Origin of the sequence: Veillonella nakazawae (genome assembly GCF_013393365.1) — a bacterium.
In the GTDB taxonomy this organism is placed as follows: Bacteria; Bacillota; Negativicutes; order Veillonellales; family Veillonellaceae; genus Veillonella; species Veillonella nakazawae.
This window is the reverse complement of record NZ_AP022321.1, coordinates 303,563-319,198: the sequence shown is the minus strand read 5'-3', so window position 1 is coordinate 319,198 and position 15,636 is coordinate 303,563. Positions and strand designations below refer to the sequence as shown.

At 39.6% G+C, this 15,636-nt stretch carries 13 protein-coding genes; 4 read left to right on the top strand and 9 right to left on the bottom strand.

Going from position 1 to position 15,636, the window contains the following annotated elements:
* Positions 1 to 41: 41 nt before the first annotated feature.
* Positions 42 to 806 (top strand): TIGR03943 family putative permease subunit, encoded by a 765-nt coding sequence (locus VEIT17_RS01295; protein ID WP_156719838.1) that lies wholly within the window; start codon positions 42 to 44, stop codon positions 804 to 806.
* Between the two features lie 141 nt (positions 807 to 947).
* On the opposite strand, the gene VEIT17_RS01290 is transcribed toward VEIT17_RS01295, so the two are convergent.
* Entirely contained in the window at positions 948 to 1,514 is a 567-nt protein-coding gene (locus VEIT17_RS01290; RefSeq protein ID WP_024066798.1) for a biotin transporter BioY, read from the bottom strand.
* Positions 1,515 to 1,849: 335 nt separating this feature from the next.
* Between VEIT17_RS01290 and VEIT17_RS01285 the strand changes: the two genes are divergently transcribed.
* The gene (locus tag VEIT17_RS01285; RefSeq protein WP_129823640.1) at positions 1,850 to 2,437 is read left to right on the top strand and encodes a PepSY domain-containing protein; all 588 of its coding nucleotides are present in this window, start codon (positions 1,850 to 1,852) and stop codon (positions 2,435 to 2,437) included.
* Positions 2,438 to 2,878: 441 nt separating this feature from the next.
* Here the strand turns inward: VEIT17_RS01285 and VEIT17_RS01280 are convergent, their stop codons facing one another.
* From VEIT17_RS01280 to VEIT17_RS01250, 7 genes are all read right to left on the bottom strand, one after another.
* The gene (locus tag VEIT17_RS01280; RefSeq protein WP_178884376.1) at positions 2,879 to 4,150 is read right to left on the bottom strand and encodes an O-acetylhomoserine aminocarboxypropyltransferase/cysteine synthase family protein; all 1,272 of its coding nucleotides are present in this window, start codon (positions 4,148 to 4,150) and stop codon (positions 2,879 to 2,881) included.
* A gap of 284 nt (positions 4,151 to 4,434) precedes the next feature.
* Positions 4,435 to 5,394: a homoserine O-acetyltransferase MetA gene (metA, locus tag VEIT17_RS01275; RefSeq protein ID WP_178884374.1), complete on the bottom strand. Its 960-nt coding sequence runs from the start codon at positions 5,392 to 5,394 to the stop codon at positions 4,435 to 4,437.
* A gap of 61 nt (positions 5,395 to 5,455) precedes the next feature.
* The gene (locus tag VEIT17_RS01270) at positions 5,456 to 6,640 is read right to left on the bottom strand and encodes a MalY/PatB family protein (RefSeq protein WP_178884372.1); all 1,185 of its coding nucleotides are present in this window, start codon (positions 6,638 to 6,640) and stop codon (positions 5,456 to 5,458) included.
* A gap of 10 nt (positions 6,641 to 6,650) precedes the next feature.
* Entirely contained in the window at positions 6,651 to 7,784 is a 1,134-nt protein-coding gene (locus tag VEIT17_RS01265; RefSeq protein WP_178884370.1) for a trans-sulfuration enzyme family protein, read from the bottom strand.
* 151 nt (positions 7,785 to 7,935) lie between these two features.
* Positions 7,936 to 8,439, bottom strand: coding sequence for an ECF transporter S component (locus VEIT17_RS01260; protein ID WP_178884368.1), 504 nt, complete (start codon positions 8,437 to 8,439; stop codon positions 7,936 to 7,938).
* Positions 8,440 to 8,497: 58 nt separating this feature from the next.
* A complete protein-coding gene (locus VEIT17_RS01255; protein WP_178884366.1) occupies positions 8,498 to 8,902 on the bottom strand; it encodes a PACE efflux transporter in 405 nt (134 codons plus the stop codon).
* Between the two features lie 385 nt (positions 8,903 to 9,287).
* Positions 9,288 to 10,754 carry a DASS family sodium-coupled anion symporter gene (locus tag VEIT17_RS01250; RefSeq protein WP_178884364.1) on the bottom strand — a complete coding sequence of 489 codons (1,467 nt, stop codon included), beginning with the start codon at positions 10,752 to 10,754 and terminating at the stop codon, positions 9,288 to 9,290.
* Between the two features lie 212 nt (positions 10,755 to 10,966).
* Between VEIT17_RS01250 and VEIT17_RS01245 the strand changes: the two genes are divergently transcribed.
* Together VEIT17_RS01245 and VEIT17_RS01240 are read left to right on the top strand one after the other, a co-directional pair.
* Positions 10,967 to 12,802 carry an ABC transporter ATP-binding protein gene (locus tag VEIT17_RS01245; protein ID WP_178884362.1) on the top strand — a complete coding sequence of 612 codons (1,836 nt, stop codon included), beginning with the start codon at positions 10,967 to 10,969 and terminating at the stop codon, positions 12,800 to 12,802.
* On the top strand, positions 12,799 to 14,622 hold the full coding sequence (locus VEIT17_RS01240; protein ID WP_178884359.1) for an ABC transporter ATP-binding protein: 1,824 nt from the start codon (positions 12,799 to 12,801) through the stop codon (positions 14,620 to 14,622). Before VEIT17_RS01245 ends, VEIT17_RS01240 begins: the two co-directional genes overlap by 4 nt.
* A 140-nt stretch (positions 14,623 to 14,762) precedes the next feature.
* On the opposite strand, the gene VEIT17_RS01235 is transcribed toward VEIT17_RS01240, so the two are convergent.
* On the bottom strand, positions 14,763 to 15,587 hold the full coding sequence (locus VEIT17_RS01235) for a MetQ/NlpA family ABC transporter substrate-binding protein (RefSeq protein WP_178884358.1): 825 nt from the start codon (positions 15,585 to 15,587) through the stop codon (positions 14,763 to 14,765).
* Between the last annotated feature and the right edge of the window lie 49 nt (positions 15,588 to 15,636).

Genomic DNA, 15,636 nt, shown 5'->3' with positions numbered 1-15,636 from the left:
TACCATTTCAGTTCGTAATAAATATAAAAGGAGATGATTCTATGAAATTAGGACTGAAAGATCGCTTTTCCATCGTGAAAGGCGCTCTCTATCTCATCTTAGGTATCTGCTGTGTATACCTAATTCTGACGGGCCGTTATTTGAACTATATTGCACCCCGATATGAACTACTGCTCGGCATCAGTAGCATAGCTCTCATATTAGGTGGATTAGCAACTATCATTTGGGCTCCATCCCGCTATTACAAGCACAATTTACGTTCTATCGTACCTATTATTATCCCCGTAGTTTTGCTCATTGTTCCGCCTGTCCTAGTTCCTAATACTGGTGTTCACGGCGCAGCACGGGTTAATGATGATACGAACAATTTTGATTTTACAAATGATGCTATAGGTGAGGTTATTACCGTTAATAGTGAAAGCAAAGAGCCTGGCATTTCTAAAGACAAAAAAGAAATCGTACTAAACTCCGATAACTTCTATCAAACCATCGTAAAGGTTGGATCTAATGTAGACCAATACAAGGACTACACTGTATATATGACAGGTTATGTAAATCGCGATGATAATACGCTAAAATCTAATGAATTTACCATCTCTCGTATGGCCATGTCTTGTTGTATCGCTGACGTAGCCCCCATTGGCATGACCGCCTATAAACCAGATGGTGATAGTTTAGCTAATGAACAATGGGTTTCTATCGAAGGCAAAGTATCTACACGAGACTTTCACGGTCGTGCTCAACCATATGTAGAAGTAACCAAAATAAAAACAGCAGAGCCTATTTTAGGTTATGTATATCCTTAAATAAATAATATTAAATTAACAGTCTTAATAAATCTTAAAGAGACATCATTAAACAGTCTTAAATAGATCTGTAAACAAATAAAACCGAGGCATAACGCCTCGGTTTTAATAAATATATAATAGTATTATATAAAGACTATATTATCGATGTAATTCTTTAACAATTCGTTTGCCAAGAGATGCTGCAACGGCACAAAGGAAGATGTCTGGACCTACGGGAATCAAGAAGCATGTAATAATAACAGCTTCAACCCCAATTGGTTTGCCTAAGTATAAGTTCATAATAAAGTATAGATAAATCATACCAAGGCCATACACGATAAATAGATTTAATATAGATCCTGCTAATAATCGTTTAAAGGATAAAGTCTCCATAGACTCTGCAATACGGCCTACTGCATAAGCACCTACCATAAAACCAATTAAATAACCAAAGGTAGGTTGTAAAATGTAACCAGGCCCACCACCGGATGTAAAAATCGGTACCCCAATTAAACCTAAGACAATGTAAATACCAACGCTAGCAGCCCCCAATCGACTGCCTAATACAATGCCTGCGAGGGTAGTAAATAAGATTTGTAATGTAAATGGACAATTTGGTAATGGTACCCGTATAAAAGCACCTACGGCAATCAATGCGACAAAGAGTGCTGTCATCGTTAACTGACGGGTAGTGATGCGACCTTGTTTCGACACGGTAGAACTCATGGTATACCTCCATTAATAACACATCAACAAACTACTAACTACCTAAATTAAAACACTTGTATTTTTAATTGTCAACTACGTGTGTTGACTTTTAGTTAACTATGTAGTCTAATACTATATATACAGTAATTTCAAGTATTTTATTTTTTTGACTATACATTATAGTTATTACCAATCGTTCATAATAACTAAAAGATATACTCATCTTCATACAAAAAACTTTGTATTTCATCTTATATTCATGTAGCAACATTAAATTATACGTAAGTAGATTGAGTAAAATCTACTTTCATAAAACAGTATATAAACGTACCTTATATTAGGAGGCATTCATTATGAAAAATGTTAAAAAAGTATCAAAGGTATTATGTGCATTTGGCGTTAGTACAGTATTATTAGCAGGCGTAGTTGGCGCAGCTAGCAACCATGCTTACAACAACAATAGCAACTGGAAAGGCGTTGGTAGCGTAGCTCCATCCGCTCAAGCTAACTATTCTGTTGATTACATGGGCGCTGTTACAGTATTCCAACAACAATTCCCTGGCGCATCTGTAAAATCTATTTCCTACGACGCTAAACACAACCCTTACTATGAAGTAGAAGGTTACTACAACCACCGTCAAGTAGAAATTAAAGTAGACGAAGCAACTGGTCAAATCGTTGGTAAAGAAGTTAAAGGCTACACAATAGGCAATAAAGCTATCAACGTTCAAAACATCATCATCCCTGAAGTAGCTGAAACAAAAGCTATCGAAAAAGTTGGTGCCGACTTCCAAACTATGGAATGGACTGTTGAACGCGAAAACGGCCGAGCTGTATACAAATTCGATATGACAACTGGTGGCGACAAAAAAGCTGAAGTAAAAGTTGATGGCATGAACGGTAAAGTTTTAAGCGCTAAAGTAAAAACTACAAAATACTAAGAAGCTCTTTTCATCTAGTGAACCCCTATCCTAACCCACTAAGATGACACACTACACATATAACACACATACTATACACACAGTATCCCAATGGATACACTCTCTAACACACAAACTTAGAGAGCCCTATAACTCACAAAGGGCTCTCCCAAAACCCTATCTCACACAATAGGTAAAGGGTCTGTGCTCACACACCACAGACCAAACGTTACACACACTATACTCCCTTTAAAAGACCTTGGATCGTTGAATCCAAGGTCTTTTTTGTGTAACAACGAAACAGTATCTAGAAACAAAAAGACCTCCCATCGGGAGGTCTTATGTATAAGTTTTATAGGTTTGATAGTTCTTTGTTCTATTTCTTAAGCGAGGTCTAGCTTAAGGATGTCATTTGTGTGTTCTGAAAGTTAGTTCTATAGTTTCCCAATGAGATTTGAGAGATTATGCTTTATCTAAAGCTTGAGCCAAGTCTTCGATAATATCGTCGATATTTTCAAGGCCGATGGACAAACGGATCATATCTGGTGTTACACCAGCAGATTTTTGTTGTTCTTCGTTAAGTTGTGCATGTGTTGTAGACGCAGGGTGAATAACAAGAGATTTAGCATCTGCTACGTTAGCCAAGTTGGAGAAGATTTCCAAAGAATCAACAAGTTTAATACCTGCTTCTTTTCCGCCTTTTACGCCAAATGTGAATACAGCACCAACACCTTTAGAGAAGTATTTATCAGCCAAAGCTTTGTATTTGCTGTCTTCTAATTCTGGATAGCTTACCCATGCCACTTTAGGATGTTTAGTCAAGAAGTCTACTACTTTACGAGTATTTTCAACGTGACGTTCTACGCGCAAGGACAATGTTTCAATGCCTTGCAAGATTTGCCAAGATGCAAGTGGAGTAATGCATGCGCCAGTATCACGAAGCAATTGAGCGCGGATTTTTACAGTGAATGGAATTGGCAAATCACCATATACTAAACCATTGTAGTGTTCATCACCTTCGGAGAAGCCAGGGTATTTGCCAGAACCTTTATAATCGAATTTACCAGATTCTACTACTACACCAGCCAATGTTGTACCATGACCACCAAGGTATTTAGTAGCAGAGTGAACAACTACGTCAGCACCATGTTCTAATGGACGGAACAAGTATGGAGATGCAAATGTGTTATCTACGATCAAGATAATGTTGTGTTTATGTGCAATATCAGCTACTGCTTGTACGTCGATAAGGTTGATACCTGGGTTACCGATAGACTCGATGTAAACAGCTTTTGTATTTTCATCGATAGCTGCTTCAAATTCTTCTAAATTATCAGGATTTACAAATTTAGTTTCGATACCAAAACGTGGTAATGTAGCTGTGAACAAGTTATAAGTACCACCGTATAAAGTGGAAGCTGCTACGATATTGTCGCCCGCATTAGCTACGTTCAAAATAGAATATGTAATCGCTGCGGAACCAGATGCTACTGCGATACCACCAGCACCACCTTCAAGTTGTGCCACACGAGCATCCAATACATCAGTAGTAGGATTGCCAAGGCGGGAATAAATACCACCAGGATTAGTCAAAGCAAAGCGACCAGCTGCTTCTTCTGCATCTTTAAATACGAAAGATGTAGTTTGGTAAATAGGTACTGCACGAGAACCTGTTGGATCTACCGTATGACCGGCATGTAATTGTAATGTTTCAAATCTGTATTGTTTGCTCATTATAACAACTCCTTTATATTAACTATATATTAAGTTCACTCTTTATACCTAGTATAGTACTATGTTTTAAAATTTATGTCTACAATTAATTTATATCGTTATCCATAGCTTGAAGCTATAGCCAATTATACGCCCTCAAAACCTAGAATTAAATCAAGCTCTAAAGAGCAACAAATCAAGCTATCCCCTTTCTTATATATAAAAAAGCCCCTAATTACTTTCCGAGAGTATTTCTCTGTAGAAACCTTAAAAAGTAATTAGGGGAATTTTCTAGTAACGATAATTTAGATATAGGCACCTAAGTTTTTATCGCGTTCAAATTTCATTTTTTGAATTTGTTCAATAATGTACGGTGTCTCTTGGTATACATAGTAATTTAACCAGTTTGTAAATAACAATGTACTTACAGAACGCCAGCGTACGATAGGACGTTGTTTAGGATCATCATCTGGGAAGTAATTTTCAGGAACTGCAATATCCAACCCTCTTTTAACATCTCGTTCATATTCACGATTAAGTGTATCCCAATCGTATTCGGCATGACCAAATACAAAGATATGTTTATTGTCTAAGCTGCGAACAATAGCTGCCCCTGTTGCCTCAGAACCTGCCAACAATTCCAAATCTCGATTTTCCTTAATTTGCTCTAAGGAAACCGTTGTATGACGGGAGTGTGGCATCCAGAATTTCTCATCAAAACCACGTAATAATACTGGACGATCATTGTAAATATCATGTTCGTACACGCCGAATAACTTCTCATCCATAATGGATTTATTAATACCAAAATGATGATACAAACCAGCTTGAGCGCCCCAGCAGATATAGAACGTAGAGTATACATGCTCTTCGCCCCAGTTCATAATTTCTACTAACTCAGGCCAATAGTCTACCTCTTCAAAAGGCATTAACTCTACAGGAGCCCCTGTAATAATCATGCCGTCAAAGAACTCGTCTTTTACCTCCTCAAAGGTACGGTAAAAAGTTTCTAAATACTGCTCATCTGTATTTTTTGATTTTCGAGATGCAGTATGTATTAAGGTTAAATTAACTTGTAACGGGCTATTACTAAGAGCACGTAAAATTTGAGTCTCTGTAATCTCTTTAGTAGGCATCAAATTGATTAACAGAATATTCAAAGGTCGGATTTGTTGATTTTCCGCCCGTTCTGTATCCATTACGAAAATATTCTCTTGAGCTAATTTCGTAATGGCCGGTAAATTTTTTATTACTTTAATAGGCATATTATCACCTCTACACACTAAACAATTTGATAACCTAATCTAACTAATCTAACTAATCTGATTAAAATCCTCTAGCCTCGTAGGCACGGCGCCAAGCTTCAAGGCCTTCTTCCAATGTTTTACGAGGACACGCTACATTGATACGTTCAAAGTCTTCACCATCAACACCAAACATGGAACCAGTATCAAGCCACAATTTAGCTTCATTGATAATCCATTCATCACGCTCTTTAGGGCTTAATGGCAACTTGGAGCAATCTAGCCACATGAGATACGTCCCTTCCGGACGATATACATGAATTTTCGGCATATATTTTGCTACATAGTCGATGGTAAATTGAATATTATCTTGAATATATTCTTTTAACTCGTCTAGCCAAGGTGCCCCAACTTTGTAGGCCCCTTCACAACCAACGATGCCCATCGTATTTAACTGGCTATAACCAGCGCTGTCGATTTCTTTAATAAAACGACCACGTAAGGAATCATTAGGAATGAAAATATTACTTACTTGTAAGCCGGCGATGTTGAAAGTCTTGCTCGGTGCAGTACATACGATGCAATGCTCTGCATAGCTTTCACCTAGGTCAGCAAAGACCTTATGAGTATGCCCTTTCCAAACAAAATCAGCGTGGATTTCATCGCTTACGATGAGTACATTATGTTTAATACAAATGTCGCCAAGTCGTTTTAACTCATCCTCAGTCCACACGCGACCTACGGGATTGTGGGGATTACATAAGAGAAATAATGTTACATTTTCCTCAACGATAGCCCGTTCAATGCCTTCAAAATCAATGGTGTACTTCTCTTCGCCTTTGATTAATGGCACATTTATGAGACGACGGTCATTATCATCGATCACCATGCTAAATGGATAATACACCGGTTGATTGATGAGTACCCCTTCCCCCTCCTTGGTGAAAGCGCGAACAGCCATGGCCAAAGCAAAGACGATACCTGGAGTTTTAACGAGCCATTTTCGGTCTGGCGTCCAGTTAAAGCGCGTAGTAAACCAATTTTGTAGCACTTCAAAGTATTCGTCATCGGATTCGGTATAACCAAATACGCCATGGTTCACGCGGTCCAATAAGATTTGCTTCAACTCAGGGGGAATTTCAAAATCCATGTCCGCTACCCAGAATGGCAACACATCGGCTGGTTTACCGCGTTTAACAGCAAAATCGTATTTTAAAGATTTTGTGTGGGTTCTATCTAAAATTTGATCAAAATTATATTGTCCCATAGGAACTCCTTTATTTATTGAAAGCTTGTTCCAAGTCCGCAATCAAGTCATCAGTATCTTCAATACCTACAGATAGACGCAATAAACGTCGTGTAATACCTTTGCGCTCAGCATCTTCAGGTTTTAAATCTGGATGTGTTTGCGTTACAGGGTAGGTCAACAAGGACTCTGTACCACCAAGACTTTCAGCAAATTGAATAAGCTCAATGCCTTCTAATACTTTTTTAGCCGTTTCTTCGCTATCTACTTCAAAGGACAACATGCCGCCAAAACCAGTCGTTTGGGCTTTATTAATTTCATAGCCTGGATGTTCAGGAAGACCTGGGAACAATACTTTAGTAACCTTAGGTTGTGTTTTGAGCCATTCCGCAAGAGCAATGGCATTCTTTTGGTGTTGCTCCATACGAAGGGCCAATGTTTTAATGCCGCGAATTACGAGCCAGCTATCCATAGCGGACAAACAAGCACCTACGGTTTTGTATGTTAAGCGCAATTTCGCAGCCAATTCATCGTCTTTTACAATGGTGAAACCAGAAATTACATCGTGATGACCACCGATGAATTTTGTACCACTATGAACGACAATATCTGCACCCAACGTTAAAGGTTTTTGGAAATATGGGCTCAAGAATGTATTGTCGATGATTACAAGCGCATTACGCTCATGGACTAACGCGCAGAGAGCGCGAATATCGGTAATCTCCATCATAGGATTTGTTGGTGTTTCAATATATACAGCCTTTGTATTCGGTTTGAAAGCAGCTTTCACCGCATCAAGATCAGAGGTACCTACATATGTAAATTCTATGCCATTTTGTTCGTAAATATTTGTGAACATACGGATAGAGCCACCATATAAGTCATCACCTAAAATGATATGGTCTCCAGGGGAGAATAGATGGAATACTGCATCCACTGCGGCCATACCAGAGGAGAATGCTAATGCATCCGTACCTTCTTCAAGGCCTGCAATCAATTGTTCCAAGCGGTCGCGCGTCGGATTAGACTCACGCGTATATTGATAACCTGTTGTATCACCCAACTGTGGATGAGAAAATGTACTAGACATATAAATTGCAGGGGAAATTGCACCAGTACTATCTGGCTTGCCACTGCCGTGAACACATTTTGTATTAAATTTCATTCCAATCAACTCCTCATATTTGTATACAATATGTTAATTGTAAAGTAGACAATGACTAAGGTCAATAAAAATGGGCACTCATACTGTATGAGTGCCCTTAAAAAGTCATATCTATTTTGAATGGCTTGCCATAACTATAAGTTAAGTTAGACTAATTTTTAGTACGTTTTGTAATAAGTAGAGCCAAAATAATGCCCAAAGAAGATGTTACCAATTGAGGCCAACTAGATACAAATAACATAGTATTTACAATCTTTGGTGGGAATTGGAATAGTGAAAAGAACAAAGAATATCCTCCAAAGAGAACACCTGCTTTTACCAAGGCCGCCACGATGATAAGCAAAGCCTTTGGTTTATGTTGTAACCAGTGCGCTACGAATACATAGGCTGTCGTGCCAAGGGCGGTAATCAAAATAAACGGTGGCAACGGCAACATGCCTTGTAAATGTGCTACTACTGGTGCAATCCAAGCAATAACAAGACCATTTTTCCAACCATGTCGCCATGTGGCTAGTACAAACGTAGCAGATGTAATAGAACCGATGAGGAACATACTCACCTGGTTAGGAATAAATGGGAAAATGAGACGCAAGCTTTGCGCCAATAAGGCTACGGCCAACAATAGACCTGTGCCCGTAATAGACTTTGTAGACATAAGAACCTCCTACTATACGATATAGATTTCACAAGAGGTACCCACCTCATATTTCAAATTAAGCCTCTACAAAATATAGACGCGCTCGATCATATACCCAATTATACACATACGTATAACCTAAGATAACCAATGTCATCGTTATATCCGTCATAAAAGCCATCCAAAAGCTCATCTGCATCATGTACATAATAATCGGTACAGTAGCAAGCATAAATAGACCTTCAAACAATACGGCATGGATTGTGCGGATAATTGGGCCTCGTGCTAATCGATCACCTGGTACTAATTTATCAAAAATCCAGTTAAATACAAAATTCCAAACCATAGCTAGCAAGGAAAAAATAACCATCAATACAAAAGGCTGTCCATCATGCGGAACAAACTGCATTACCAAACAACCAATTAAAATACAACCAAGCTCATATAAAATCGACTGCACCACACGCTCTGAAGCAGACATAATAATAAACACCTCCACCAGTAATCTAGATAAGAAATTTACTATCATATCACTATTATATTTAATTTTTTAGATTTGTCGAGTTTTGTGAAGTATTGCCATTTTAAGATAGAAAAAGCCGCCATATGTCTATCCAGCGACTTGCCCTTTGAAGTGAGTATTGCCATTTCAGGATAAAAAGAAGCCGCATTGTATCTACTAAGCGACTTGCCCTCTTGAAGTGAGCTATGCCATTTTAAGATAGAAGAAGCCGCCATATGTCTGTCCAGCGATTTGCGTTTTCAGAAGTGAGTATTGCCATTTTAGGATAAAAAGAAGCCGCATTGTATCTACTAAGCGACTTGCAGCGAATGGAGCGCAAGGAGATACAATGCGGCGGAGCACTTTATCCTAAAAGTGGCATTACGAACTGAATCCATGGAATACCCACCACGATAAAGATCGCAAGATAGATAATCCCAAAGATAGCGCCTAATTTCCAGAATTCAGGACCTTTGTTATAGCCACTAGCAAACCAAATTGGGCTGTGACCAGTACCATATGGTGTAAGGATACCCATAATACCCATCGGTACTAAAAGAATTAACATAACTTGAGCTGGATCAACACCAGGAATTTGAAGAATTAGAGTTGCAAACAAGCCTACCATAGCTGTTACATAAGCAGTGCCGGAAGCAAAGAAGTAACGAAGCAAGCAGAATGCTAACAATAAACCAAGAACTGCCATTGTAGGATCTAAAGAAACTAAAGAACCACCTGCAGATTTAGCAAGCCAGTCTAAGAAGCCTACGTTTTTAAGGCCAGCAGCCATTGGTACGAGTGTAGCGAACCAAGTCAAAACGTTCCATGCTGGTTTGTTAGCAAGGAAGTCTTGCCATGTCATAATCTTAGTGAAAATCATCAAGATAATAACAATTAAAGCCGTTGTAGTTGGGTTTACTTTGAATGTAGAAGCACCAATCCACAACACAAGAGCCAATACAGAAATTAAGGCCATGAAGATTTCACTGCGTGTCATGGAACCTAGTTTCTTGTACTCATCCTTTGCCCAGGCTGCAATTTCAGGGGAACCTTTTACCTCTGGCTTGCAGAATACATAGGTCAACAATGGAGTGATGATGAACAAGATAAGGCCTACTGGCAAGAATGCGAGGAACCATGTGCCCCAGTTCGCCGCTACGATACCAGATTTAGCAGACAATTCTAGAGCCAATGGATTTGGCGCTGCACCAGTCAAGAAGATAGAGCTAGATACACATGTAGTTGCCAACGCTACCCAGTTCAAATAAGAACCAATTTTACGAGGGTTCTTATCTGGATAGGAATCAAACATCGGACAAATACTAGATACGATTGGATAAATCGTACCACCAGAACGAGCCGCATTACTTGGAATAAATGGAGCCAACACAAGGTCCGTAATAGCAATGGCATAACCAAGACCTAAGGAAGACTTACCAAGCTTTGCTACAAGGAACAAAGCAATACGACGACCAAGGCCAGAGTTTTCATAACCAATACCAATCATGAAAGCGGCAAAGATCAACCATACGATGGCATTAGAGAAACCACTAAGGCCCCAGCTGATAGCTTGCGCATCAGTAATCGCCTTAGCGACACCGGTTGCTTTATCTACCACAGGGGCAGGACCAACCTTAAACAACATAGACACGGTAACAGCAATGATACCGATGAAAGCTGGTGGCATTGGTTCTAAAATCAACCCTACCACGAGGCCAGCGAAAATACTTACATAAATCCAAGAATTTGCGCTAAGACCTTCAGGAGCACCGATGAGCCATACAATAATAGCTACTACAAGCGGTGCGAATAATTTCCAATTCAACTTCATTAGAAACTCTCCTTACTACTTCAAAACAAAAATTACAAAAAAAAATGCCTATTTAGTATATCAAAAATTTTAATAAGATGATATAAACTTAATCATAACACTTATTAATTGATAATAAACTTTTAGTAATAAATTTCATCCTACTAGATAATTTTAATTTTATGCAATATAATATAAATATCAAAAATTATTGATTTATCAAAAGGATTCACATGAAACCATTTATGCATTATATAAAACCCTTATGGTTTCCTGCTGCCATAGTATCGCTTCTTTCCTTACTCACCGTGGCAGGCACATTATATATACCAACATTAACGGCAACCATCATCAATGATGGTGTCCTCAAAGGCGACCTAGAGATGATTACCAGCTCTAGCATAAACATGCTTGTTGTGGCACTACTAACCGTCCTATCCGCTATTCTAGGCGTTGCTATGAGTGCTCATATCTCAGCATCTGTAGGCAAGGTATTGCGTGACGATCTAGTAAAAGCATTACAATGCTTTTCACTCCGTGACTTTACGCACTTTGGTACCGGCACTATATTGATGCGCACAAGCAGGGACGTAGAAAAAATTCAATCTGTTCTCGGAGAAGGTTTAAATATGATCCTCCCTATGCCACTCATGATTTGCGTCGGTCTAGGACTTACCTTCTATAAGAGCTGGCAACTAGGTCTCGTCATCCTTGCCGTTATGGCTTGCATGATACTTACCATTATCTTTATTGAAAGTCGCGCCTTGCCAATTATCAAAGCTATACAATTAAAGCTAGATGATATTACTGATCTAGTCCGAGATCATATCGTAGGTATGCCTGTTATCAGAGCTTTCAATAGGAGAACCTACGAAAACGACAAGGAAATTGTTATTTTTTCAGAGTCCGCCCGACTGAACAAAAAACTGCGCCAAACCTTTGCCATCGGTTTACCGACGATACTCATTCTATTTAATATGAGTACCGTAGCTATTCTCTGGTTCGGCGGCTACAATGTCAGCATGGGCGCCCTACAAGTTGGTGATATCATGGCCGTTATCGAGTATGCAAACCTCATCCTATTGAGCATGCTCATGGCCATATTCGTAATCATCGACATCCCGGAAGCTATCGTGTGCTACGCTCGTATTCGTGAGTTATTAGAACACGAAAATACAGATACTTTCCCTGAACCATATGCTAGTAGTATTACAAATTCAATGTCTCAATCTACTAAGCATTCTACCAATCAAGGAAGCTACCAAAACTCTACGGCTATGGCAACCGCAACCGCAACTGCAACCGCAACCGATAATACCCCACTTTTGGAATTCCGCAACGTTACATTCCGTTACGACAATGCTGAATCCCCTGCGCTTGAAAATATCTCCTTTAAGGTATATCATGGCGAAACTTTAGCGATTATGGGCGATATCGGTTCCGGTAAAAGTACAATCACCAACCTCATCCCTCGCCTCTTCTCTATTGAATCTGGAGATATTCTCTTTAAAGGTAAATCCATTTATGATTGGAATGTAGATGACTTGCGCGCTCATATTGGCTATGTACCGCAAAAGGCTTATTTGTTTACCGGAACTATCGATATGAACGTTCGATATGGAGCCGCATCAGGACAAGTACTGTCTGTAGAAGATGTAGAAAATGCATGCCACTTGGCTAAGGCAGATGAGTTTATCAATCGTCTCGACGGTGGTTACCAGTATACGGTTTCTCAAGGTGGTACCAATCTATCTGGTGGTCAACGGCAACGCCTTGCCATGGCTAGAGCCTTAGTGCGTAAACCTGATTTATTCATATTCGACGATAGCTTTTCCGCCCTAGACGGCACTACAGAACGTGCTGTTCGTACAGCGCTACATGAGGAGTTACAAAAGGACAATCGGCCAGCCCTCATTTCTGTGGAGCAAAAGGTAAGTGCCGCAAAAAAAGCAGACCATATTCTAATCATCAACAGGGGTCAAGTTGCAGGATATGGTACACATGACGAGCTAGCAACTACCTCTACTGTATATCAACAGATTTTAGCATCTCAGGAGGTGACAGCATGAGCCCATTACGTCGTTTCCTAATCGAATCTAAAAGCCAATGGGGCTGGCTTGCGCTCCTCATCTTAGCACTTATTACTGCGGCTATATTTGAGGTCTCCGCTCCAGTGTTACTTGGTAAAGTGGTAGATGCTATTGTTAGTGGATTACAAACAGATCAAGATATCAATACTATCTTTACCTCTATTGATACAATCATCCTCTGGCTTATTGCCATCTATAGTGGGCATGCCTTATTCACCTACTTTGGGGAATACGTGATGGCCTCTATCGGTTCAAAGACAGTACTCGCTTTACGTACACGCATGAGTACTCATTTATACTCATTGCCTATCGAGTACTTTCACGATCACCAGCGGGGCGATTTATTAAGCCGCCTTACGTCTGATTTAGATACTGTAGCAGAAACAATCGGTAGAGGTGTACCAGGCCTCGTATCCGCCATTATCGGCATTATTGGTGCTACTGCTATGATGCTTTGGATTAGCCCTATATTAGGGGCCTCCATTATCGGTATTATACTGGTCGGCATCGTATGCTTAACGTGGCTATCTAAACGAGCGCGCCGCGTGTACCTTAGAAATCAGAATGCCTTAGGCGCTTTCAATAGTGGCATTGAAGAAATCGTTGTAGGAAAACCAATCATTCAAACCTTTAGCCTAGAAGATACTACGACGAATCAAGCACAGGTGCTGAATGAAAATCTATTTAAAAGTATGCGAAGCGCTGCTTTTACCAGTCAGCTCGTAGAACCTCTTGTAAAATTTCTAAATCAATTCACCTATTGCCTCGTCGCTATTCAAGGGGGCCTCATGGTGTTGCGTGGGTCCATTTCTATCGGTGATATCCAGGCCTTCTTCCTCTATGTAGGACAAGTATCGGATCCTCTATCTCGCAGCTCCTATATCATGACAAAATTTCAAGAAACTGCCGCCGCCCTAGGCCGTATTTATGAAGTCATAGATACACCATCTGAAATCGATAATGGAAAACTCGTGTTATCTAATAGTAAATCCCCTATTAACACAGATACAATTGACTCGGATTCCTCTATAATAGCTAATACCTCGAATCCTATAACGCATACAGGCACTATCGACTTTGAACATGTTGATTTTGGCTATACACCATCCAATGTGTTTATGAGGGATATCAACATTCATATTCCTGGTGGATCCATGGTAGCCATTGTAGGCCCTACAGGTGCTGGTAAATCAACCTTGGTGAACCTCATCATGCGCTTTTACGATATTATGAAAGGCTGCATCACCATTGATGGTATCGACATTCGTGATGTATCTCGTGAAAGCTTACATAATACGGTAGGCATGGTATTGCAAGATGCATGGATTTTCACAGGCACTATTGCTGATAACATCGGCTACGGTAAGCCAAATGCTACTCGTCAGGAAATCGAATATGTAGCAAAGCTAGCCATGGCAGATCACTTTATCCGTACCTTGCCAAATGGTTATGATACAGTGCTCAAACAAGGTGGTGATGACCTATCTCAAGGTCAACGCCAATTGATTACCATCGCTCGTGCCTTCTTGGCAGACCCTAGTATTCTTATCCTCGACGAAGCAACGGCTAACGTAGATACCCGCACCGAGGTGGAGGTTCAAAAAGCCATGAACACCCTTCTCAAAGGTCGAACTAGTATCGTTATCGCCCATCGCTTATCAACAATAAAAAATGCCGATTTCCTACTAGTTGTAGAAAACGGCACCATTGTAGAACAAGGGACACACCAAGAACTGATAGAGTGCGGTGGTCACTATAAAGAACTATACGCAAACTATGCTGCGGGTATGAGCGTATAGAACAAAGACCTCTCGAGCCTTTTAAAATCAGGTTTAAAATTATCCTTACATAGTTCCGCAAACGACAAAAAGAACCACTGATAAGCTACAACTTATCAGTGGTTCTTTTTTATACATCAACTAAGCATGTTTTATATATTCTATTCACCTTTTGGTACGAACCATAGTCCGTTATTATTTTTCTGCATGTAGTCTTTGAATTCTTGAGAGTGGTAAGCTGCTACGATGTCTTTTGCCCATTGTGCATCTTTATTTTTCTCGTTAACTACGACTTGTAGTAACCATTGTGGTAGTACATCTTCATTTGCCAATGCAGATTTAGGATCAATTTTTGCATTATAGATAATAGCGCCTGTAATAACGATATAATCGAAGTCAGTACGTACAGAAGGAATTGTAAGGGATTTCATTTCTGTAAATTTAAGATGTTTAGGGTTTTCAATAATGTCTGCTTGTGTTACTGTCGCTAAATCTTTATTTGGATCAAGTTTAATCCAACCGATTTTTTGCAATAACGCATAGGCACGTGCCATGTTAGATGCATCATTTGGTACCGCAATAGTATCACCATCTGCCACTTGGTCTAAAGATGTTTTGGAACCGCTAAAGATACCTGCTGGTACAGTTGGAATTGGAGTCAACGCTACAAGATGACCATTTTGCTTTTCATTAAAGTTTTTCATATATGCTGTATGTTGTTCAACGTTGAAATCTACTTCACCATCGCTCAACACTTGGTCCGCTTGTACCAAGTCAGACATATCTACACCTTTAAAGGTATAGCCTTGTTTTTCCAAAATTGGTTTTACACCTTTTTCAAACAATTCAGAGTAAGGACCTTGAGACTTACTATAGGATAATTCTTTTTTAGCACCATTATCGCTATTGTTTGAGCCGCAGCCTGCGATAAAAGCTACGCTAAATACTAATGCCGCACCGAGGGCAAGAAGTTTCTTAAATTTCATAGTACATTCTCCTATACTTTCACAATCAATATAACCAAAATCTATGTCA

Bases quoted from the DNA above. Each gene is read 5' to 3' on its own strand.
- VEIT17_RS01295 (WP_156719838.1), top strand. From the start codon at position 42: ATGAAATTAGGACTGAAAGATCGCTTTTCCATCGTGAAAGGCGCTCTC.
- VEIT17_RS01290 (WP_024066798.1), bottom strand. From the start codon at position 1,514: ATGAGTTCTACCGTGTCGAAACAAGGTCGCATCACTACCCGTCAGTTA.
- VEIT17_RS01285 (WP_129823640.1), top strand. From the start codon at position 1,850: ATGAAAAATGTTAAAAAAGTATCAAAGGTATTATGTGCATTTGGCGTT.
- VEIT17_RS01280 (WP_178884376.1), bottom strand. From the start codon at position 4,150: ATGAGCAAACAATACAGATTTGAAACATTACAATTACATGCCGGTCAT.
- metA (WP_178884374.1), bottom strand. From the start codon at position 5,394: ATGCCTATTAAAGTAATAAAAAATTTACCGGCCATTACGAAATTAGCT.
- VEIT17_RS01270 (WP_178884372.1), bottom strand. From the start codon at position 6,640: ATGGGACAATATAATTTTGATCAAATTTTAGATAGAACCCACACAAAA.
- VEIT17_RS01265 (WP_178884370.1), bottom strand. From the start codon at position 7,784: ATGAAATTTAATACAAAATGTGTTCACGGCAGTGGCAAGCCAGATAGT.
- VEIT17_RS01260 (WP_178884368.1), bottom strand. From the start codon at position 8,439: ATGTCTACAAAGTCTATTACGGGCACAGGTCTATTGTTGGCCGTAGCC.
- VEIT17_RS01255 (WP_178884366.1), bottom strand. From the start codon at position 8,902: ATGTCTGCTTCAGAGCGTGTGGTGCAGTCGATTTTATATGAGCTTGGT.
- VEIT17_RS01250 (WP_178884364.1), bottom strand. From the start codon at position 10,754: ATGAAGTTGAATTGGAAATTATTCGCACCGCTTGTAGTAGCTATTATT.
- VEIT17_RS01245 (WP_178884362.1), top strand. From the start codon at position 10,967: ATGAAACCATTTATGCATTATATAAAACCCTTATGGTTTCCTGCTGCC.
- VEIT17_RS01240 (WP_178884359.1), top strand. From the start codon at position 12,799: ATGAGCCCATTACGTCGTTTCCTAATCGAATCTAAAAGCCAATGGGGC.
- VEIT17_RS01235 (WP_178884358.1), bottom strand. From the start codon at position 15,587: ATGAAATTTAAGAAACTTCTTGCCCTCGGTGCGGCATTAGTATTTAGC.